Origin of the sequence: Sphaerospermopsis sp. FACHB-1094 (genome assembly GCF_014696195.1) — a bacterium.
Lineage (GTDB): Bacteria > Cyanobacteriota > Cyanobacteriia > Cyanobacteriales > Nostocaceae > Sphaerospermopsis > Sphaerospermopsis kisseleviana.
The window spans coordinates 1-19,777 of the sequence record NZ_JACJPT010000007.1 but is presented as its reverse complement, the minus strand read 5'-3'; the positions used below and the strand labels follow the sequence as shown (position 1 = coordinate 19,777).

20 protein-coding genes and 1 pseudogene are annotated in these 19,777 nt (G+C 37.0%); 10 read left to right on the top strand and 11 right to left on the bottom strand.

From position 1 onward, the window contains the following. Nucleotides 1–280: 280 nt before the first annotated feature. The 3 genes from H6F47_RS03365 (at nucleotide 281) to H6F47_RS03355 (ending at nucleotide 5,152) form a co-directional block, all read left to right on the top strand. The gene (locus H6F47_RS03365; RefSeq protein ID WP_190647732.1) at nucleotides 281–2,224 is read left to right on the top strand and encodes a primary-amine oxidase; all 1,944 of its coding nucleotides are present in this window, start codon (nucleotides 281–283) and stop codon (nucleotides 2,222–2,224) included. 265 nt (nucleotides 2,225–2,489) lie between these two features. Next, nucleotides 2,490–3,059 (top strand): peptidylprolyl isomerase, encoded by a 570-nt coding sequence (locus tag H6F47_RS03360; protein ID WP_096567990.1) that lies wholly within the window; start codon nucleotides 2,490–2,492, stop codon nucleotides 3,057–3,059. A gap of 104 nt (nucleotides 3,060–3,163) precedes the next feature. Beyond that, nucleotides 3,164–5,152 carry an Eco57I restriction-modification methylase domain-containing protein gene (locus H6F47_RS03355; RefSeq protein ID WP_190647677.1) on the top strand — a complete coding sequence of 663 codons (1,989 nt, stop codon included), beginning with the start codon at nucleotides 3,164–3,166 and terminating at the stop codon, nucleotides 5,150–5,152. Here the strand turns inward: H6F47_RS03355 and H6F47_RS03350 are convergent. Continuing rightward, nucleotides 5,130–5,819 (bottom strand): Uma2 family endonuclease, encoded by a 690-nt coding sequence (locus H6F47_RS03350; RefSeq protein WP_190347460.1) that lies wholly within the window; start codon nucleotides 5,817–5,819, stop codon nucleotides 5,130–5,132. The two genes, H6F47_RS03355 and H6F47_RS03350, sit on opposite strands and share 23 nt — an antisense overlap. Nucleotides 5,820–6,153: 334 nt before the next feature. Between H6F47_RS03350 and bchB the strand changes: the two genes are divergently transcribed. From bchB to H6F47_RS03330, 4 genes are all read left to right on the top strand, one after another. Continuing rightward, a complete protein-coding gene (gene bchB / locus H6F47_RS03345) occupies nucleotides 6,154–7,704 on the top strand; it encodes a ferredoxin:protochlorophyllide reductase (ATP-dependent) subunit B (RefSeq protein WP_096567996.1) in 1,551 nt (516 codons plus the stop codon). Between the two features lie 137 nt (nucleotides 7,705–7,841). Beyond that, nucleotides 7,842–8,246: a hypothetical protein gene (locus H6F47_RS03340; RefSeq protein ID WP_190647667.1), complete on the top strand. Its 405-nt coding sequence runs from the start codon at nucleotides 7,842–7,844 to the stop codon at nucleotides 8,244–8,246. Between the two features lie 131 nt (nucleotides 8,247–8,377). Continuing rightward, the gene (locus H6F47_RS03335; RefSeq protein ID WP_190647665.1) at nucleotides 8,378–8,734 is read left to right on the top strand and encodes a hypothetical protein; all 357 of its coding nucleotides are present in this window, start codon (nucleotides 8,378–8,380) and stop codon (nucleotides 8,732–8,734) included. A 26-nt stretch (nucleotides 8,735–8,760) separates the two neighbouring features. Next, a complete protein-coding gene (locus H6F47_RS03330; RefSeq protein ID WP_190647663.1) occupies nucleotides 8,761–9,066 on the top strand; it encodes a DUF4926 domain-containing protein in 306 nt (101 codons plus the stop codon). 165 nt (nucleotides 9,067–9,231) lie between these two features. On the opposite strand, the gene H6F47_RS03325 is transcribed toward H6F47_RS03330, so the two are convergent. The 4 genes from H6F47_RS03325 to H6F47_RS03310 all read right to left on the bottom strand — a co-directional run bounded on the left by H6F47_RS03325 (nucleotide 9,232) and on the right by H6F47_RS03310 (nucleotide 11,416). After that, entirely contained in the window at nucleotides 9,232–9,708 is a 477-nt protein-coding gene (locus H6F47_RS03325; protein WP_137668413.1) for an ArsC/Spx/MgsR family protein, read from the bottom strand. Nucleotides 9,709–9,871: 163 nt separating this feature from the next. Next, nucleotides 9,872–10,483, bottom strand: coding sequence for a cupin (locus tag H6F47_RS03320; RefSeq protein ID WP_096568003.1), 612 nt, complete (start codon nucleotides 10,481–10,483; stop codon nucleotides 9,872–9,874). Nucleotides 10,484–10,739: 256 nt separating this feature from the next. Beyond that, entirely contained in the window at nucleotides 10,740–10,895 is a 156-nt protein-coding gene (locus H6F47_RS03315; RefSeq protein WP_190347461.1) for a hypothetical protein, read from the bottom strand. A gap of 38 nt (nucleotides 10,896–10,933) precedes the next feature. Next, nucleotides 10,934–11,416 carry a hypothetical protein gene (locus H6F47_RS03310; RefSeq protein WP_096568005.1) on the bottom strand — a complete coding sequence of 161 codons (483 nt, stop codon included), beginning with the start codon at nucleotides 11,414–11,416 and terminating at the stop codon, nucleotides 10,934–10,936. A gap of 545 nt (nucleotides 11,417–11,961) precedes the next feature. Here H6F47_RS03310 and H6F47_RS03305 point away from each other — a divergent pair. Next, nucleotides 11,962–12,180: a hypothetical protein gene (locus H6F47_RS03305; RefSeq protein ID WP_096568007.1), complete on the top strand. Its 219-nt coding sequence runs from the start codon at nucleotides 11,962–11,964 to the stop codon at nucleotides 12,178–12,180. Nucleotides 12,181–12,288: 108 nt separating this feature from the next. Here the strand turns inward: H6F47_RS03305 and ribD are convergent, their stop codons facing one another. The 4 genes from ribD to H6F47_RS03285 all read right to left on the bottom strand — a co-directional run bounded on the left by ribD (nucleotide 12,289) and on the right by H6F47_RS03285 (nucleotide 16,564). Next, on the bottom strand, nucleotides 12,289–13,398 hold the full coding sequence (gene ribD / locus H6F47_RS03300) for a bifunctional diaminohydroxyphosphoribosylaminopyrimidine deaminase/5-amino-6-(5-phosphoribosylamino)uracil reductase RibD (protein WP_190347462.1): 1,110 nt from the start codon (nucleotides 13,396–13,398) through the stop codon (nucleotides 12,289–12,291). A gap of 263 nt (nucleotides 13,399–13,661) precedes the next feature. Continuing rightward, entirely contained in the window at nucleotides 13,662–14,300 is a 639-nt protein-coding gene (gene mreD / locus H6F47_RS03295) for a rod shape-determining protein MreD (RefSeq protein WP_190347464.1), read from the bottom strand. Nucleotides 14,301–14,377: 77 nt separating this feature from the next. Continuing rightward, entirely contained in the window at nucleotides 14,378–15,157 is a 780-nt protein-coding gene (mreC, locus tag H6F47_RS03290) for a rod shape-determining protein MreC (protein WP_190347465.1), read from the bottom strand. Nucleotides 15,158–15,559: 402 nt separating this feature from the next. Continuing rightward, nucleotides 15,560–16,564, bottom strand: coding sequence for a rod shape-determining protein (locus tag H6F47_RS03285; RefSeq protein ID WP_096568015.1), 1,005 nt, complete (start codon nucleotides 16,562–16,564; stop codon nucleotides 15,560–15,562). A 405-nt stretch (nucleotides 16,565–16,969) separates the two neighbouring features. Here H6F47_RS03285 and H6F47_RS03280 point away from each other — a divergent pair, with 405 nt between their 5' ends. Beyond that, nucleotides 16,970–17,332: a single-stranded DNA-binding protein gene (locus tag H6F47_RS03280; RefSeq protein ID WP_096568017.1), complete on the top strand. Its 363-nt coding sequence runs from the start codon at nucleotides 16,970–16,972 to the stop codon at nucleotides 17,330–17,332. A gap of 156 nt (nucleotides 17,333–17,488) precedes the next feature. On the opposite strand, the gene H6F47_RS03275 is transcribed toward H6F47_RS03280, so the two are convergent. Together H6F47_RS03275 and H6F47_RS03270 are read right to left on the bottom strand one after the other, a co-directional pair. Then, nucleotides 17,489–18,235, bottom strand: a complete 747-nt coding sequence (locus H6F47_RS03275; protein ID WP_096568019.1) for an SIMPL domain-containing protein — start codon at nucleotides 18,233–18,235, stop codon at nucleotides 17,489–17,491. Between the two features lie 159 nt (nucleotides 18,236–18,394). After that, nucleotides 18,395–19,150 (bottom strand): SprT family zinc-dependent metalloprotease, encoded by a 756-nt coding sequence (locus H6F47_RS03270; RefSeq protein WP_190647661.1) that lies wholly within the window; start codon nucleotides 19,148–19,150, stop codon nucleotides 18,395–18,397. 81 nt (nucleotides 19,151–19,231) lie between these two features. Here H6F47_RS03270 and H6F47_RS03265 point away from each other — a divergent pair. Continuing rightward, nucleotides 19,232–19,777 (top strand): annotated as a pseudogene (locus tag H6F47_RS03265) (hypothetical protein); the annotation flags it as partial.

Sequence of the window (19,777 nt, the reverse complement as noted above, 5' to 3'; positions counted from 1 at the left end):
GCTTTTAAATTACCAACAAGATATTGTATAATCCATACCCCTGACTTCTTAAAGAAGTTGGGGATATTTTTATTCTTTATATTCATTTTCTGCTAATTATACTGTTTATGAGTAATAGTTTTGAAATCAATAGATATTCATTAACTCTACTGACTTCTCAAACAGTATGATGCAAAAACTCAATTATTTTTTCCACATTCCAGCAACAAAAAATACATATTTGTGGGGTGGGCATCCTGCCCGCCCAAAAAACCTGTTAAAACTGGCTATTAACTTATTGATGATCATTTCTCTAACCCTGATATTTCCTCATATTACATTTGCTCAAGAATTAAATCAAAAATCATTTATTACCCATCCCCTCAACCCCTTAACAGAGACAGAAATTACCACCGCAGTAGAAGTATTAAAACGGGAAAAACCATTAAGCAACACAACATTTTTTCCCATGATTACATTACAAGAACCAGATAAAAGCCAAGTCTTGAATTTTCAACCTGGGCAAAAATTTACCCGCCGTGTTTTTTTGCAAGTTTATGAACGGGAACACAATAAAACTTTTACAGCGACAGTTGATTTAATAACCAAAACCCTAACTAACTGGCAAGAAATACCTCATGTTCAACCTGCTATTTTACCCGCAGATTATGAAATAGCCAGAGAAGTTGTGAAATCTGATCCGCGCTGGCAACAAGCAATGAAAAAACGAGGAATTAAAGATTTTAACCAAATACAAATAAGTTGTTGGGGAGCAGGAATATTAACTTCAGCAGAAGCAAAAAATGGTCATAGAATTTGCCGTGCCTTATCCTATTATCAAGGTAAACATTGGAATTATTTCTCACGCCCCATCGAAGGTGTTTTAGTCACTGTTGATTTAAATAAAGAAGAAGTTTCTAGTTTTGTAGATCATGGTGTAGTTCCTATTTCCCAAGAAAACTGGGACTATGATATTAAAGCTTTCAATAAATTAACACCACCACCTAAACCTTTAAAAATCATTCAACCAGAAGGTACAACATTCAAAATTCAAGGTAATGAAATTACTTGGCAAGGTTGGCAATTTCGTTATTTAATGCACCCCCGTGAAGGCTTGGTTTTGTATCTTGTTAAATATAACGATGGCGAAAAAATCAGACCTGTTTTATATCGTGGAAGTCTTTCAGAAATGGCAGTTCCTTACGGTGATCCAAATCCAAATTGGTCATTTCGTAACGCCTTTGATGTGGGAGAATACAATATTGGTTTATTAGCAAATCAACTAAAATTAGGTCAAGAAATTCCTGAAAATGGAGTTTTATTAAATGCCACTTTTGCTAATGGTGAAGGTGAACCTTATACTATGCCGGGAGTCATAGGTATTTATGAAAGAGATAACGGCGTACTTTGGAAACATTTTGATTTTAACAGTCAAAAAAATTATGTCCGTCGTAATCGTGAATTAGTCATGAAAATGATTACAACAGTTGATAATTATGATTATACTTTGAATTGGATATTTCACCAAGATGGAAGTTTAGAAATAAAAAATGAATTATCGGGAATTGTGTTAGCTCAAGGCACATCTGACCAAAAACAATCTAGCAATTCTTTGGGAAGATTATTAGCTAAAAATATCTTTGGTGTCAATCATCAGCACTTTTTCAATTATCGCTTAGATTTAGATGTTGATGGGCAAAATAATAATGTTATGGAAATGAATGTTAATAATTTACCTATCAGTGAACAAAATCCTTTAGGAAATGCCATTACAGTTGAAGATACATTATTAAAAACCGAAACAGAAGCAGTGCGTGATGCAGATATTAAACATAGTCGAGAATGGATGATTACCAGTGCAGATAAAAAGAATCATTTAGGGGTTGCACCTGCATATATATTAATGCCAGGAGCAAATACCATTTTGTATGCAGTAGAAGGGGCAAAGATCAGAGAAAAAGCCGGTTTTGCAACTCATCATTTTTGGGTGACAAAATATAAAACCGATGAAATGTATGCAGGTGGTGATTATCCAAATCAAACATCACTCGGAGAAGGTTTACCGAAATATATTGCTGATAATGAATCTTTGGAAAATGAAGATATTGTTGTGTGGTACACAATGGGTATGACTCATGTTCCTCGTCCAGAAGATTGCCCTGTAATGCCACGACATCAAGTAAGTTTTAAACTGATGCCAAGGGGATTTTTTAAGAGAAATCCAGCGATTAATTTAGGTGAATAAATTCCTTATTTCTCGTTACCTGTCTCTGACAAGTAATGAAATATATGAGGTTCTGCCTCAATAGACATTTGATGAAAATGAATGTAAGGACAATTCATGAATTGTCCCTACAAGGGTTTCAGGCTACACATATTTAAATTCGGTCGATGTCTAATAGACAAATCCCTAGAGAAATTTTTTGATATGTAAACTTGCAATGTGAGTGTTAATTAGCCTACGATATATCAAACACGCGCAGTTTTGAAAACAGGATAGCTAAAAACTAATGAACTTTCCAGATATTAATATTCCCGGTGATGGACAACTTCACGCCCGCTTAACGACTTCCTTGGGTGAAATTGTGGTTAAATTGGAGGAAGATAGAACCCCCAATACTGTTAAAAATTTTGTCGGTTTAGCTACCGGAAACATTGACTGGAAAGATCCTAAAACCGGTGCATCTATGCTTGGTACTCCCGCTTATGATGGCGTTCGCTTTCACCGTGTCATTCCCGATTTTATGATTCAATGCGGTGATCCTTTAAGTCGTTATCCTGATATGTCTCATCGTTGGGGTACTGGTGGACCAGGATATAGATTTGAGGATGAGTTTCATCCTGAATTGAAGCATGATGAACCAGGTATTTTGTCAATGGCTAATGCAGGACCTGGAACTAATGGTTCTCAATGGTTTATTACAGAAGGACCAACACCTCATCTTGACAAAAGACACAGTGTTTTTGGTCAAGTAGTTGAAGGTATGGATATCGTCAATAGAATCGCTAATGTACCTACAAAACGCGATCGCCCTAATCAAGATGTCGTGTTAGAAAAAGTGGAAATTTTCCGCAAGTAATTAAGTAATTTTTTCAGATCCTTGACTTGTTTAATCAAGTTGGGGTCTGATAACTTAAATTATTTATCTAATTATTTATCTAATCATTTATCTATGTATGAGGAATGATCAGTCATATCACAAATTTAACAGATATAACCGGGGTAAATTTATCTGCAAAATTGAACTTAATTCAAAGAAGTGAATTAGGTCAATTTCTCACTCCTGCTACAGTTGCGAAATTTATGGCAGGACAATTTAATAATTTATCGGGTCATATTAGTTTACTTGATCCTGGTGCTGGTGTGGGGACTTTAACTGCTGCGTTTGTAGAACAACTGTTGCTAAATTCCCATCAGGTTGAAAGTTGTTTTCTCACAGCTTATGAAATAGAATCAACATTTATATCATCCTTAGAAAAATGTCTGATAGAATGTTGTCGAGCTTTAGAAAACAAAGGAATTAAAGCCGATTATAGTGTAAAACAGGAAAGCTTTATTAATAGTCTAACAGCAAATAATTTACCGCTTTTTAATAATGCTTCTCAAAATTTTACCCATGCAATTATCAATCCACCATACAAAAAAATCAACAGTCAATCGATTGAAAGAAAACAATTATCAAAACTAGGAATTGAAACAGTAAATTTATATAGTGCATTTGTTTGGCTGACAATGTTACAGCTTGCAGAACATGGTGAAATAGTGGCAATTACTCCCAGAAGTTTTTGTAATGGTGCTTATTTCCGCCCATTTCGTCAAGCGTTTTTACAGAAAATGTCACTGCAAAAAATTCATGTTTTTGATAGTCGTGATTTAGTCTTTGCAGAAGATAATATTATTCAAGAAAATATTATTTTTCATGCTATCAAAACAGAATATCAAGATAATTATATTCAAATCAGTATTAATTCAGAAATAGAACTAGATCAAGTTTCCGAAATTAGACTTGTTCCATATCATCAAATTATAGAAAAAGATAATCCTGAGAATTTTATCCATATTATTACTAACTATTTAGAAGATACTTTAAAAGTGCAAATGGATAAATTTCCATCTACCTTAGAAGAATTAGGTCTAGAAATATCCACGGGTCCAGTTGTAGATTTTCGTCTCAAATCAGCTTTGAGAAATTTTTTAAATGATCAAACAGTTCCCCTAATTTATCCAGAATCTATTAAACCAGGAAAAGTTTTATTTCCTCCCCAAAATCCAAAAAAATCAATTGCTATTGTTCACACTCAAGAAACACAAAAATGGTTGATTCCCCAAGGTTGTTATGTTTTAACTAAAAGGTTTTCCGCTAAAGAAGAAAAACGTCGTGTTGTTGCTGCTGTATCCTACCCTATAGATTACCCAGTATTGGGTATAGAGAATCATATTAACTACTATCATGCACAAGGAAAGGGAATAAATATCAACTTAGCAAAGGGTTTAACAGCATTTCTCAATTCAACTTTATTTGATCAATACTTTCGACTTTTTAGCGGTAACACACAAGTTAATGCTACAGACTTACGCAAAGTTAAATATCCATGTAAAGATGATTTAATTCAACTGGGAAAACAAATTAATGAATCTGGATTTGATCAAGATAAATTAGATGATATTGTCAATAAAAATCTATCAATTATGAGTGAAACAATCAACGCAATTGCAGCTAGTAAACGTATTCAAGAAGCAATGAATATTCTGAAAGAAATTGCTGCACCCAAAGAACAACAAAACGAAAGATCCGCATTATGTTTACTCGCATTAGCAGATATTCGACCAGAAACTTCTTGGAATCAAGCAACAGCACCTAAACGCAGAATTACAGAAATGATGGATTGGTTTCGTGATTTTTATGGGAAACAATACGCACCAAATACACGAGAAACAGTAAGACGACAAACAATGCACCAGTTTGTACAAATGGGTTTGGTGGTGGAAAATCCAGATCAACCAAACCGACCAATTAATAGTCCTAAATGGTGTTATCAATTACAACCAACAGCACTATCATTAATCAAATCCTATAATTCTGAACTGTGGGAGGAATCCCGTCGTAATTATGCTATTGCAAATATCAAAACAAAAGTTTTTAAAAACTCTAACCATTACCTAACTTACTAACAAAATCCGCGTGTTCAACAGACTGTAAACCTGCTTGTAAAACCTGCAAAACCTCAGACATATTACCTGTTAACAACTCATTTACTGCTAACCATAAACCTGGAAACACACGACTTTTTAAAATACCATTTTCATCAGCAACTAATTCTAAATATTCACCTTGTTCTAAACAAAACCAAGTTAATTTTTGCTCTAAAACTTGCCAAACAATATACTCTTTCACACCATTACGACGATAAGCTTGTTTTTTACCATGTAAATCAATAGCTGCACTACTAGCAGCAATTTCTACTACTAATTCCGGCGCACCTTCAATATAATCATCTTCACTAATTCTAGTTTGTCCACCTGCTTCTGGTGTAATAATCAAAACTGCATCCGGTTGAGGTTCGTTATCGAAGTCTAAACGCACTGTAGGTTCAACTGCTAATTTTAGACTAGGAGTAAAAACCTTATAATTCCCCATCCATATCAATATGTGAGCATGAGGTTCTCCATGACTTTGTAAACGTAAAGCAGCAGGCATAATATAAACAATTCCTTCGATTAGTTCAGCCTTTTTTATATCACTTGTACTATCATAACGGCGCTCAAATTCATAACGATTAAGTTTATCACCGTTAGTTAAAGGAAGAATAAAAGTAGAAGGAAAGGGTAGTTTAACCATTATTTTTTTACTGGATAATTACACCATAAATACATGATAACAAAAAAACACTTTACATATCTCTAAAAACTGATAAAAATATTTATCAAAATATTTATCAAAATATTAAGACTTCTTTACTTAAACTATGGAAAAATTTTAGCACTTAATCCCCGAAATCCTATCTATGACTACCTTTGAGCAATGCTAAGATTTGCTAACACCGAGAAGTTAACTTCACTTACTTAAAAAAGCTTATTTGTTGATAGCCAAAAGTTTTGCGACAATCCAAGTTAATCATCAAAATAATAATCAAAAACTCATAGTTACTTGAGTGATAAAGGGAGAAGACTGAATGAAATTAGCTTACTGGATGTATGCTGGACCTGCTCACATTGGTACTTTACGGGTTGCTAGTTCCTTTAAAAATGTTCACGCTATTATGCACGCTCCTTTAGGAGATGACTATTTTAACGTCATGCGTTCGATGTTATCCAGAGAACGTGATTTTACACCAGTTACAGCTAGTATTGTAGATCGTCATGTTTTAGCGCGTGGTTCTCAAGAAAAAGTAGTAGAAAATATCACCCGCAAGGATGCAGAAGAACACCCAGATTTAATTGTTTTAACTCCTACTTGCACATCGAGTATTTTACAAGAAGATTTACAAAACTTTGTAGATCGGGCGCAAATGGATGCAAAAGGTGATGTGTTGTTAGCAGATGTCAATCATTATCGTGTGAATGAACTGCAAGCAGCAGATAGAACTTTACATCAAATTGTCAAATATTACATTGAAAAAGCGCGGAAAAAAGACGAATTACCAACTTCAAAAACTGAAAATCCTTCAGTAAATATTATTGGTATTTCCACCTTGGGTTTTCATAATAATCATGATTGCACAGAACTGAAAAAATTAATGGCTGATTTAGGAATTGAAGTTAATGCTGTGATTCCTGAAGGTGCTTCTGTTCATGAGTTAAAGAATTTACCAAAAGCATGGTTTAATTTAGTTCCTTATCGGGAATTGGGGTTATTAACTGCTAATTATTTACAAGCAGAATTTGGTACACCTTTTGTAGATATTACCCCGATGGGAGTGGTGGAAACTGCTAGATGTATCCGCAAAATTCAACAAGTAATTAATCAACATATTTCGACTTCGCTCAATACAAAAGGTGCAAATGTTGACTATGAGGAATTTATCAACGAACAAACTTTATATGTTTCCCAAGCTGCTTGGTTTTCCCGTTCTATTGACTGTCAGAATTTAACAGGTAAAAAAGCGGTGGTTTTTGGTGATAGTACCCATGCTGCGGCTATTACTAAAATCTTATCCAGAGAAATGGGAATTCATGTAGTTTGGGCGGGTACTTATTGTAAATATGATGCTGACTGGTTTAGAGAACAGGTAAGCGAATATTGCGATGAGGTTTTAATTACCGAAGATCATGGAGAAATTGGTGATGCGATCGCTCGTGTTGAACCATCTGCCATTTTCGGAACACAAATGGAACGCCATGTAGGTAAACGTTTAGATATTCCCTGCGGAGTCATTGCAGCACCTATTCATGTGCAAAATTTCCCCATAGGTTACAAACCATTTATGGGTTATGAAGGTACAAATCAAATCACCGATTTAATCTACAATTCCTTCACTTTGGGAATGGAAGATCATCTGTTAGAAATCTTTGGTGGACACGATACAAAAGAGGTAATTACTAAAGGAATTTCTGCGGAATCTGATTTGCATTGGACAAAAGATGGGTTAGCAGAATTGAATAAAATTCCTGGTTTTGTGCGGGGGAAAGTAAAGCGAAATACGGAAAAGTTTGCCCGTGAACGGGGAGTTAAGGATATTTCTGCTGAAGTTTTATATGCAGCTAAGGAGGCTGTAGGGGCTTAGGTTTGGGGTTGAATTAATAATATTAAGGGGTAAGGATTAACTGATAATCTTTACCTCTTAATTTTGTCAGTCAAAAGAATTGAAAAATACTGATGGTATAATAGGGTTATTATAAAAAAACTATTAAAAAAACTATAATGAAAGAAAAACTGAATACACCACAAGACAGACTAGCATTGTTAGCAGAACTCACTGAGGCTGGCATTAAACATACCCCAGACAAAATAGTGAAGATTGCCAAACAAGCAGATGGTAAAATCGTATTTTTAGAAAAAGGTAAAGTTACTAAAAGGGCAAGTGGACTAGCACACATTTTGAAGGAGCATAAAGAGGATTTTGCTAGACGTGGAATTTCTGAGGAGGAAATCCCGGATGCTGTAATCGCTGCTGTAACCAGTGGAACTTTTCTTGGTTATCAAGGAACAGTAGAACCTCGACGAGAAATATATGAACTAATTTTTAATGGAAAAAAGCAACTTATAGCAGTGACGGTAGGTGATAATGGTTATATAGTTGGAGCGAATCCTGCCTCTTTACCATGATTCCACCTGAGAATAATCAAAACAGCTTGATCATTTGATTCTATTACGTAGGGGTTTAGCACTGCTAAAACCCTAAAAATCTAGGTTTTCGTAATGCAAAAATTCATGTCCCAACCTTGTTGAGTATAGCTATGGCAATAAAAATCAAACTAATGGCTGATTATGGATGTGATCCTTTATGGTGGGCAGATGCTGATAAAGTTGGTAACATTGACCCAGCAAGATTGCCCCTCAGCCAAGAAACCATTAACCATTTGAAAAAATGGGCGACTGATTATAATGCAACATTAAATTGGCAAGATCCTGGTAATTCACCAGATTTAAGTCCAGAAGAAGAAGCCACTTTTGAAAAAGAAGGTATTAGTTTATGGAAACAACTGCAAAAAGAACTCGCACCTAATTATGAAGTTATTTATTTCAGTGAGTTATTAGGTAAAGTTGTTACTGACATGAATGAATTAGACTCTTTGCTTGCTATCTATGCTTAACTGATAGTCAATAAAAAAAGTAACCGATGACAACAGCCACCTTATTCCAATGGGTAGAACTAAAACAAGATGTTCCTAACAGCCCTGTAAAAGCTGGTAATAGGGGGGTTGTTTTGGATCATCTCAATCCTACTACAACCCAGCCAGAACCAGGATATATTTTAGAAGTCTTTGAAGATGGTGAAACTCTAGATGTAGTATCTGTTCCTATTTCCTGGGTTAACCCTCTTCCTGAAACTTGGGGAAGTATTGAACATGAAACAAGACAAACAGCTTCAAGCCAAAAAAATCAAACTCATCGCTCTGTACTAATGAGATATCAGCATCTTTAGAATTAATTCGTAAAGCAGAAGCAAATAATCGTAGTGTATGGTTAGTGACAAATGAAATTGTCTGTCCAACCAAACAACTCAATTCCTCAAAGTCCCCCTTTTTAAGGGGGATTTAGGGGGATCTGCGGGTGTCAAATCCCACACGAAAAAGTTTTCAAACAACCTCTAACCGTGATTTTTACAACTACCTTCCCCATGATGTTGGTGTTCGTGATTATTTCCATGAGCGCAACCTTGTAAGTCTTGCTGCATTAAATTTTCACTCATTGCTTTAAAAGACTCATCCACGGGTTTTAAACCTATCCATGCGTCAATTTTTTCGACATCAAAACCTACTTCTCTTTGCTCCCCTACCTCTAATAAAGGACGACGGATCAATAGGGGATCTCTCAACATCATCATTAAAGCGGTTTCTGCGTCAATTTTTTCCGGGTTTACCTCTCCTGATTTGATGCTAGGTGCAGCTTTGTTGAACCATTCAATTACGGGGCGATCGCCAAAAAATGATTTTAATCTTTCTTTTGTCCAAGGTTCTGTTAATAAGCTATATGCTATCACTTGATGACCTGCTGCTGTGAGTAATACTTTCTGTCTGGTGTTGTTTTTACAACCTGGTTTTTCATAGAAAATTACTCTGGCCATTGTTGTTTCTCCTATAGGTTTCAAGTTTGATTTTTGGATGGGAAATCATTAAACGCAGATGAACACAGATAAACGCAGATGAAAAAATAAATCATTCATTTAGGATTCTATATTTATCAAAATAATGTGTTATTTCTCTTTTTGCCACTACAATTTAAAAAAATTAGAATTTTTTAGCAATGTGATTAGTTACATAAAATTCAAATCTTTCTTTAGGATCGGTTTCACCATAAATATTAAATGTAACCGTAGGTTCATTACCCACAGCTTGAACTTGATGTATTGTCTCAGGTGTAAAACTAATTAAATCACCAGGTTGTAAATTTAGTTCTCCCACTTTTTCAATTTTATCAGGAAATTCATCTGTGGGATTACGTCGCCAAAATGTGTTTTTCTCCTGACCTTTTAATATTGCGACTATTCCCCAAGTTCCATGATTATGAATATTAGAAGTTGTTCCTGGTGCAAATGTGACTGTTTGCACTGTTAAGGGAAAACCCAATTCATCGTATAATAATAAAACTGATGTTCCGGTTTTCGGATCTGGTTCTAAAACTTGACTTTGTACCCAATAGGAATTAATAATTAATCGCCTCACTAACATTCTCAGTTGAGGAAGAAAAGTTGATTCATCCTCAACTTGATTGAGAACATCTTCTACTTCCGTAAGAAAGCGATAAAGGCGATAATTATCACGTAATAAATCCCAGTCTCTCGCGGATTTACAAATTTGATGTTTTCCATCTCCAGAGATAAACCAATCCTGACCTTGCATAATTTATATCGTATCAATCTAGAGTGTAAACTGTGAATATTTAGGGGTTGCTGAGAAAGTCTTTCCGTGAGGGCATAGGAGTCAGGAGTCAGGAGTCAGGAGTCAGGAGAAGATTTGAAAATTTCTTTGCCATCTCTTGAAATCCCAAAAAATGCACACTTTTTCCGGTATACCCTTCAAAACCCTTGCACTAATTTCTGTGTTTATCAGCCTCTAACCTTTGATATATCAAGGTTTTAGGTTTATTCAGCAAACCCTATTTAGGTAAAAAAACCATAGGAGGATTAGCTTGAGGATTTCTAATTTCAGGAATTGGAGGCTTTTCCGGTTGTCCTGGTAAAATAATGGTATTAGGTGTAGATAATGACAAAAATTGATAAGATATTGGGTTGAGAGAAAACCAATTTTTCATGATTAGTAATTTTGTGATCTGTAATTACGAATTAAGAATTATTCGTCTTCTTCTGGGGGACGGGTTAAAATATCGAAAAGAATACTAGCACCAAAATCATTTTTATTATCAATACCTTGAATTTTGGTACTGATTTCTTTAGCTTGTTCTAACTTTCCTAGTTTAGCTACAACTAAACCAGAAGCAGCATAAGCATTTAAGAATAATCTGATATTGGGTTCTTCTTTTCTTTGCTGTAGGATTGGTTGCAGTTCTTCCCAATTATGAGGTAAATTCTCTATTTCTTTGATTTTAGCAATTATTTTTTCGGCTGTTGTCAGTGCTAAACTATAATTATTTTTGTAATAAAAATATCTGTAAGCTGCAACTAAAACATCTGTATTTTCTCCGGTTTTAGCTAAAGCTTGCTGCATATATTTGGCTGATTCTTCTGTATTTTCCCATGTTTTGGCGGCTAATATTAATAGTTCTTTGACTTCATCAGATACATCAAACCAGGAGAATTTGTTTTTGGTTTGCATAAGAACTCAAAAATATAAATTGATTGTCAGAATCAGGATTTTCAGGATGTGAGGATTTTCAGGATTAAATTTACCAATTACCAATTACCAATTACCAATTACCAATTACCAATTCCCACTCTAATTTATTTTATAGCATGGACTAGAAGTAATTATGTAAAATTTTATATTATCTAAATATCACAAGTGTTGAATCCTGGAATACAACTTTACAATCTTGGCGTTTTACCCAGGTAAAACCTATTGTCTATTGAGAATAGAGTCATTAATTGCTCAAATTTGGTATCACTGATACCAATGCACAAATTGGACAATATCCTCAAAATCTTAACATTCAACACTTCTGCTATAAAGTTTATCTAAGTTAGGTAAACTATTGTAAAGTTAATTTTTGATAATTAATATTTTTTAAACTTTATCAAGATATAAATCAGTTTGTTAAGCCTTTAATAATAGTTATCTCAACTTGTACATTTATTCAGTCAGCTAATATCGAAATTGTGTAATCTGGAAAAAACTAAGCTAAATAATTAAATAGAGGTCTAATGACTCCTACAATTATGCGTCAGCTTTGGTCTATAGTTGAAGCTGCTCAAACTGTAACTCTTTTGCAGCTGGACGATGCCAGCTTGGTACAGTGGTTAGTCAAACAGACCACAAAACAAGCCCTATTAGATCCCCATGAAATAGATTTTCTTTGTGACTACATCCGCGCTCGGCTCAGTCTTATCCGTGATCTTGCTTATGAACGTCAACAGTCATAGGGTATTGGTGATTGGTGATTGGGAAAAATAACCAATGACTAATAACTAATGACTAATAACTAATGACTAATAACTAATGACTAATAACTAATGACTAATAACTAATAACTACTGACTTTTTTGTGGTAAATAACCTTCAACTAAACAGTCAGAACCGACGACACGCCAATTAACTCTTTCTAGGGGTATAGCTTCTGTCATAGAAGTAAAACCTAAATCACCTACGGGTGTAGGAGCATGACGACCACCAATGATTTTAGGAGCGATAAAAGCCAGAATTTTTTGGACTGCATTTTGAGCGATCGCACTTGCGGCTAAAGTTCCTCCGCATTCCCATAATACGCTGCAAAAACCACGCCCATATAGATAAGCCATAACATGATCTGGTGTGAGCAAGGGAAATTCCACCACTTCCACACCCCTGTTAAGCAACATCTGTTGAAAATCTGGGGAACTGCCCACTGCTGTTAACACCAAAGTATGAGCTTCCGCCACTTCCCACAGACGGGCATTTTCTGGCAAATTCAAACTGCGACTCATCACCACCCGCAAAGGATTATGTCCTTCTTGCTGATGAGTTGTTAAATAAGGATTATCCTGTCTAACGGTATTACCACCGACAATGACAGCATCACAAGCTGCCCTGAGTTGATGTACTTCGCTGCGGGCATCGGGATTTGTGATCCAAGCACTATGACCAGAATTAGTAGCAATTTTGCCATCCAGGGTCATAGCATATTTCAAAATGCCTAAAGGACGTTTGTAGAGAATGCGATGGATAAAACCTTCATTTAGTTTTTGACAAGCTTCTTCTTCCACCCCTACGACTACTTCTATTCCCGCATCACGTAAACGAGCAATACCACCTCCTGCTACCAAAGGGTTAGGATCGACCATACCCACAACTACCTTAGATACACCTGCTTTGATTAAGCCTTCGGAACAGGGAGGAGTGCGTCCGTAATGGTTACAGGGTTCGAGGCTGACATAAATTGTAGCGCCACGAGCTTTTTCTCCTGCGGCTCGGAGGGCAAAAACTTCGGCATGAGGTTCACCTGCACGGGGATGAAAACCTTCCCCGACAATTTCCCCATCTTTGACAACCACCGCCCCCACCAATGGATTTGGTGAAGTGCGTCCCAAAGCACGCCGGGCTAATTGCAAACACCGTTGCATCATCAGGGAATCAAATTCACTACTTACCATATTTGAGGACATTGTGACTGGGGAAGAGGTGATTGGGGATTGGGGATTGGGGACTGGGGACTGGGGATTGGGGATTGGTGACTGGGGATTGGGGATTGGGGACTGGGGACTGGGGATTGGTGACTGGTGACTGGTGACTGGTGAGTGGGGAAGAAAATTAAAAGTCAAAAGTCAAAAAATAGGGAACAGGGAACAGGGAGCAAGAAATATTTATTTTGCTCCTGCCTCCTGCCTCCTGCCTCCTGCCTCCTGCCTCCTGCCTCCTGTTCCCTGTTTTATGAATTATGAATTAATTTCATTTTTTGCCACCAACGATTGAGAGGGTAATAAAACACAGGAGCCCATAGACTACTAAGAATAGCAGAAGCTAAGGCCACACGTTGGTAATATATCCAGATGTCTTCCGCTTTGCGGAAACATTCTGCACCACAGCTACCACCCATCAAAGAAAATTGCAATGCCAAAATAGTATTTGACACCACCGCCATGCCAAAGACAATTAAAGCAATAGAAATAAAGTCTTCTTGAATAAAACGTTGCTTTTGAATTAGGCTGGTCAGCATTCCTACAATTCCTAAACTGATGGCATGGGACGGGTGAGGCGCTGTCAAAGCATCTTGCAGTAGACCTAAAATGATACCTGCCAATGCACCTGCAAATATAGAGCGTTTCACACTCCACGCTACTACCCAAATCAGTAACCAGTTAGGTCCAATACCCAATAATTCCATGCCTGGGAATCGAGTTGGCAACATCAATAAACATAACAGCACTGAGCCAGATGTCACTGTCCAATCCATGACTTGACGTAGCCAGGGATGCCAATCTGTTAGTTGGGGAATTAAGGATTTGGATTTGCGGACTGGCTTTCTTGCTTTATTGCTTGTGCTGCCAGGAAATCCAGGAATTTTCATGGTTTTGCTCAATTTTTCAGGTAATTGGTGATCGGTGATTGGTGATACAATTTTCTTTCCCAGTCCCCAGTCACCTCTTAGTTTGGTTGTTCCGGATCTGTATTTTCTGAACCTGGATATACTGTTACCCAATCTAAATAGCGTATTGGTGGGAATAATTCAACTTTGGCTACTGAGGTGGGGAGTTTCTTTAAATCTAAAGATTTGATTCTGCCTACTGGTACACCAGCGGGAAATTTCTGACTGTAAGTAGAGGTAGAAACTAAATCTCCAACTTTGACATTGGGGACTTTTTCATAAAACTCTAGCACTCCTTCGCCGGAAGAATCACCTCGTAAAACTCCTTTAGCAGATGTACGGCTAATAGTGACACCTACTTGACTTTTCAGATCGCTAACTAATAATACACGGCTAGTATTGGGAGTGACGCTTTCTACTAAACCCACTAAACCGCCTTCTGCTTTGACCACAAAACCTTTCTGAATACCTGCTTTTGTGCCACTATTTAAGGTTACTTGCTGCCACCAATGGCCAGCACTGCGTCCTATTACCCTGGCTACTATTGGGCGTTTTGCAAGTGGTTCTTTCTCTACGTATCCCAATAAACTTTGTAGTTTTTGATTTTGGCTTTCTAGCTCTACTATCCGGGTTTGCAATTCCAATAACTTGGCTTCACGGATGCGATTTTCAGGAGTGTTTCCTGGCTGCAACGTCTTTAATGGAGTGGCAATACCTAGATATATCTCCATCACTAGCGCCCCTTGAGTCTGTCGTAGTGTCCAAGCACTACCAAAGACTAGTGCTAACAAAACGATTTGTAATCCTTTATTTTCCCACCAACGGCGTGCCGTAAACATTTATGCCTGTTTATATTTGATAAATTATTTAAGATAGAGCAGAATTAAGAAGTCAGGAGTCGTAGGGGCGAAGCATTCGGAAAATAAGCTGTGAGAAAAATTGATCATTGATTGCCCGAATGCTTCGCCCTTGCAGGAAAATAAGCTGTGAGAAAAATTGATCATTGATTGCCCGAATGCTTCGCCCTTGCAGGAGTCAGGAGTCAGGAGTAAGACTGGTGAAAGTGTATAGGTTTCAATTTAGATTTTGTACCTCATTGTTCTGTAATCTGCTGTATGACAGATAGGAGTTTTAAAAGCTGACTGCTGACTGCTAACTGCTAACTGCTATATTAAAATAGTGGTGGCTATATTATTTTATAGCTATAGCTACAGAATCCATTATCTTGTTTTCGCTTTTGCCTACATATTGCGAGAGTGTCCGCTGAATACCCTTTCTAGCTGCTTGAAGTTTTCTAGCACACGACCTGTACCCAGGACAACACAACTTAAAGGATCTGCTGCAATATGAGTGACTATACCTGTTTCATGACTAATTAAGGTATCTATCCCTTTAAGTAATGCGCCCCCACCTGCTAACATAATTCCTCTGTCAATAATATCTGCTGCTAGTTCTGGTGGTGTCCGTTCTAGTGTGCGTTTGACAGCTTCTATAATTACTGATAATGCTTCCAACATACTTTCTCGAATTTCTGGGCTTTTGATTATAACAGTTCTTGGTAATCCAGAAAGCAGGTGCAAACCGCGAACCTCCATAATAGCATCGTGATCATCGTCGGTAGGATAGGCAGAACCAATGCGAATTTTGATGTCTTCTGCTGTTCTTTCACCAATTACCAGGTTATGAACTTTTTTCATATACTGAATAATTGAGTCTGTTAATTCATCTCCGGCAATACGTACTGATTCGCTGATGACTGTTCCTTGTAAACTGAGTACAGCTACTTCTGTTGTTCCTCCTCCAATATCAATGATCATGTTACCGGTGGGTTCGGCGACTGGTAAACCAGCACCAATGGCTGCTGCTATTGGTTCATCAATTAAATATACTTCCCTGGCTCCGTGAGAAGCGGCAGTCATTACAGCTTGTCTTTCTACCCCTGTAACACCGCTGGGAATACCAATGACTATCCGTGGTAAAATCAGTGACTTACCTTCATTTACTCGCTGGATAAAGCTTTTTAGCATCAGTGCGGCCGTCTCAAAATCAGCAATGACACCATCACGCAGGGGGCGAACCGCTATTACATTACCCGGTGTCCGTCCGAGCATTTTTTTGGCATCTTCTCCTACTGCTAGTGCTATTTTTTCATTTTGATCAATGGCAACTACTGACGGTTCTTGTAGTACAATTCCTTTACCAGATACATAAACTAGGGTGTTGGCTGTACCGAGGTCGATACCCATATCCCATGATGAGCGAAAGTTACGAAAAAGACCCACGCGTATCTATGCCCCCTATATGCGCTAATTTGTGAGTGTTAATTGATAAGAGTGAGATTTAATTTCCCTGGATTTTATGATATTTCTTTGCCTGACTCCAGTAAATCAGACTATTTTTTTCTATAATTTTTGTCAATGTTGATGGCTGTAGCAGTCATCTTATTTTCTCTCTTCTCATATTTACTGAACTTAACCGTATAATGGCAATAATTACCAGTAACTTTTAAAGCATCTGGGACAATTAACATATATGATTGTTAATTACTTAACATATTTTCCAGGTTTTTACAATTGGTTATTATAAGATCAAAAATTAATCAGTACAATCGTACTCAAGTTTAACAGTAATTGAAGACTAAGGTAAGACCCATGAGCATTAATGTTGTCACTCTTGTTGGACGTGTAGGTGGCGATCCAAATATCAGGTATTTTGAGTCGGGAAAGGTTAAATGTGAGTTAACTTTAGCGGTTAATAGAAAAACAAAAAATAGTGATCAACCAGACTGGTTTAATTTGGAACTGTGGGGAAAAACTGCGGAAGTAGCAGGTAATTATGTACGTAAAGGAAGTTTAATTGGGGTTAAAGGTTCTCTGAAATTTGATAGTTGGAGCGATCGCCAAACAGGTGTTAATCGTTCAAAGCCAGTCATTTATGTAGACCAACTAGAATTACTCGGTTCTAAGCGTGATGCTGAGGCGGCTATGGGGGATATGTCTCCAGAGAATTTTTAGGTGCAGGAGTCAGGAGTCAGGAGTCAGGAGTCAGGAGTCAGGAGTCAGGAGTCAGGAGTCAGGAGTCAGGAGTCAGGAGTCAGGAGTCAGAATAAAGATAAATATTTCCTGTTCCCTGTTAAGAGTTCCCTGTTCCCTGTTCCCTATTCCCTGTTCCTAATAACTAATTTGCAAAGTAACAGATGCTTGTACTTCTTGTTCACCGCCGACTATGGGGGTGGAAGCATCGGCGAGGTTTGCTTTAGCAATTTCAACCCGTTGTAACATTGGTGGTGGGGGCGCACTTGCCCCATTAATTTGAATACTCACTATTTCTTTTGGTTGAAAACCCAAGGTGTCAAGAACTGCATCGGCTTGTTGTTGGGCATCCTGGGTAGCTTTTTTTAATGCTTGTTTTTGGGCGTTGCTAATAGCTTCATCTGTGGCGACAAAACTAATACCATTAATTTGGGTTGCTCCGGTTTTGACTGCTTCATCTAATAATGTACCGACTTTATCGGTGGGAAAGCGAAAACTCACGGTGTTGCTGGCTGCATAACCTGTAATTCTTTGGACGTTGTTGGTATAACTATAAACTGGGTTTAGCCGCACTCCTGTGGTTTCTAATTTCTCGACATTGCGGCTTTTAAGTAAGGCGACTACGGCAGATGACTTGCGGGCGGCTTCTTTTTGTACTTCTTCGGCTGTTTTTCCTTGCACTTCTACACCTAAACTAACTTGTGATAAGGTGGTAGCAATTCTTTCTACTCCACTTCCGCTAACGGTTAAGGTGCGCCATAATTTGGCTTTTTCTTCGGCTGATGCTGGTAGGGCAAATATCATACATATTAATAAGGTGGAATAAAGAATTTTTCCCAGGTTCTTGATATGAAGGGAAGAAATTGATAAGGTATTTCTAGACATAAAATGCACACTCCTCAAAAAAATCAATCAATTATCTACTGTCAACTTTTAACAGTTAACAGTTACTAAAACATCTGGGAGATTTAACTCCTATTGATAGTTTGGCATTGTCTAAATACAAGTTTGGGTTGGTTACGTTTTTGGTAACAAATTAGTTAGTTAGTTATTGTTATTCAATTCTTTTTTATATTCTCGCCACTTTGGCATAAATTGATCCATTAAAGCTTGAAATTTAGCGTTATGGGTGCGTTCTAACAGATGGGTAATTTCATGCACTACTACATATTCTAAACAATGAATAGGTTTTTTTGCGAGTTCTAAATTTAACCAAATGCGTTTAGCTTGTACATTGCAAGTTCCCCATTTTGTTTTCATGGTTTTTATTCCCCATTCGTTAATATTTACACCTATGATTTTTTCCCATTTAGCTATTAATGGGGGAATTTGTATTTTTAATTGTTGACGATACCAATTATTTAAGACTTTTTGCCGTTGTTCTGTATTACTTCCTGTTTTAATATATAAATCAATATATGTGTTATTTCTAATTTCTATTTGTGCATTACCAGGTTTTTCAATCACGTTTAATATATAGCTTTTACCTTGAAAGTAGTGATTTTCTCCTGATAAATATGCTATTTTTTCCGGTAGGTTGGAAAATTGATTATTAGGTTGATTATTAGGTTGATTATTAGATTTATTAGATTGATTATTAGATTGAAACTTAATTTGATGTTTTTTAATCCATGCTAATTTTTCAATTACAAATAATCGCAAGGATTCATCATTAATATGTAAAGGTGTGGCAATTCTTACTCTTCCATCTGGGGGATAAACTGCTAGATGTAGATTTTTAATGTCTTTTCTGACGACATCTATAGTTAATTCTCCGATAGTTATTTGATAGGTTTGCATAGTTTTTAAAGGAGTAAGGAGTCGTAGGGGCGAAGCATTCGGAAAATAACCTTGTCATCAAATTAATAATTGATCGCCCGAATGCTGAACACCCTTACAGGAATCAATAGTCATAGGGCGAAGCATTCGGAAAATAACCTTGTCATCAAATTAATAATTGATCGCCCGAATGCTTCGCCCCTACAGGAAATAATCTTGTCGTCAAATTTATCATCAATCCCCCGAATGCTGAACACCCTTACAGGAATCAATAGTCATAGGGCGAAGCATTCGGAAAATAATCTTGTCGTCAAATTGAGAATTGATCGCCCGAATGCTTCGCCCCTACAGGAAATAATCTTGTCGTCAAATTTATCATCAATCCCCCGAATGCTGAACACCTGTACAGGAATCAATAGTCATAGGGCGAAGCATTCGGAAAATAATCTTGTAATAAAATTGAGAATTGATCGCCCGAATGCTTCGCCCCTACAGGAAATAACCTTGTCATCAAATTTATCATCAATCCCCAGAATGCTGAACACCTGTACAGGAATCAATAGTCATAGGGCGAAGCATTCGGAAAATAATCTTGTCGTCAAATTGAGAATTGATCGCCCGAATGCTTCGCCCCTACAGGAAATAATC

Coding starts and splice junctions, on each gene's coding strand:
- H6F47_RS03365 (WP_190647732.1), top strand. CDS start 281: ATGATCATTTCTCTAACCCTGATATTTCCTCATATTACATTTGCTCAA.
- H6F47_RS03360 (WP_096567990.1), top strand. CDS start 2,490: ATGAACTTTCCAGATATTAATATTCCCGGTGATGGACAACTTCACGCC.
- H6F47_RS03355 (WP_190647677.1), top strand. CDS start 3,164: ATGATCAGTCATATCACAAATTTAACAGATATAACCGGGGTAAATTTA.
- H6F47_RS03350 (WP_190347460.1), bottom strand. CDS start 5,819: ATGGTTAAACTACCCTTTCCTTCTACTTTTATTCTTCCTTTAACTAAC.
- bchB (WP_096567996.1), top strand. CDS start 6,154: ATGAAATTAGCTTACTGGATGTATGCTGGACCTGCTCACATTGGTACT.
- H6F47_RS03340 (WP_190647667.1), top strand. CDS start 7,842: ATGAAAGAAAAACTGAATACACCACAAGACAGACTAGCATTGTTAGCA.
- H6F47_RS03335 (WP_190647665.1), top strand. CDS start 8,378: ATGGCAATAAAAATCAAACTAATGGCTGATTATGGATGTGATCCTTTA.
- H6F47_RS03330 (WP_190647663.1), top strand. CDS start 8,761: ATGACAACAGCCACCTTATTCCAATGGGTAGAACTAAAACAAGATGTT.
- H6F47_RS03325 (WP_137668413.1), bottom strand. CDS start 9,708: ATGGCCAGAGTAATTTTCTATGAAAAACCAGGTTGTAAAAACAACACC.
- H6F47_RS03320 (WP_096568003.1), bottom strand. CDS start 10,483: ATGCAAGGTCAGGATTGGTTTATCTCTGGAGATGGAAAACATCAAATT.
- H6F47_RS03315 (WP_190347461.1), bottom strand. CDS start 10,895: ATGAAAAATTGGTTTTCTCTCAACCCAATATCTTATCAATTTTTGTCA.
- H6F47_RS03310 (WP_096568005.1), bottom strand. CDS start 11,416: ATGCAAACCAAAAACAAATTCTCCTGGTTTGATGTATCTGATGAAGTC.
- H6F47_RS03305 (WP_096568007.1), top strand. CDS start 11,962: ATGACTCCTACAATTATGCGTCAGCTTTGGTCTATAGTTGAAGCTGCT.
- ribD (WP_190347462.1), bottom strand. CDS start 13,398: ATGTCCTCAAATATGGTAAGTAGTGAATTTGATTCCCTGATGATGCAA.
- mreD (WP_190347464.1), bottom strand. CDS start 14,300: ATGAAAATTCCTGGATTTCCTGGCAGCACAAGCAATAAAGCAAGAAAG.
- mreC (WP_190347465.1), bottom strand. CDS start 15,157: ATGTTTACGGCACGCCGTTGGTGGGAAAATAAAGGATTACAAATCGTT.
- H6F47_RS03285 (WP_096568015.1), bottom strand. CDS start 16,564: ATGGGTATCGACCTCGGTACAGCCAACACCCTAGTTTATGTATCTGGT.
- H6F47_RS03280 (WP_096568017.1), top strand. CDS start 16,970: ATGAGCATTAATGTTGTCACTCTTGTTGGACGTGTAGGTGGCGATCCA.
- H6F47_RS03275 (WP_096568019.1), bottom strand. CDS start 18,235: ATGTCTAGAAATACCTTATCAATTTCTTCCCTTCATATCAAGAACCTG.
- H6F47_RS03270 (WP_190647661.1), bottom strand. CDS start 19,150: ATGCAAACCTATCAAATAACTATCGGAGAATTAACTATAGATGTCGTC.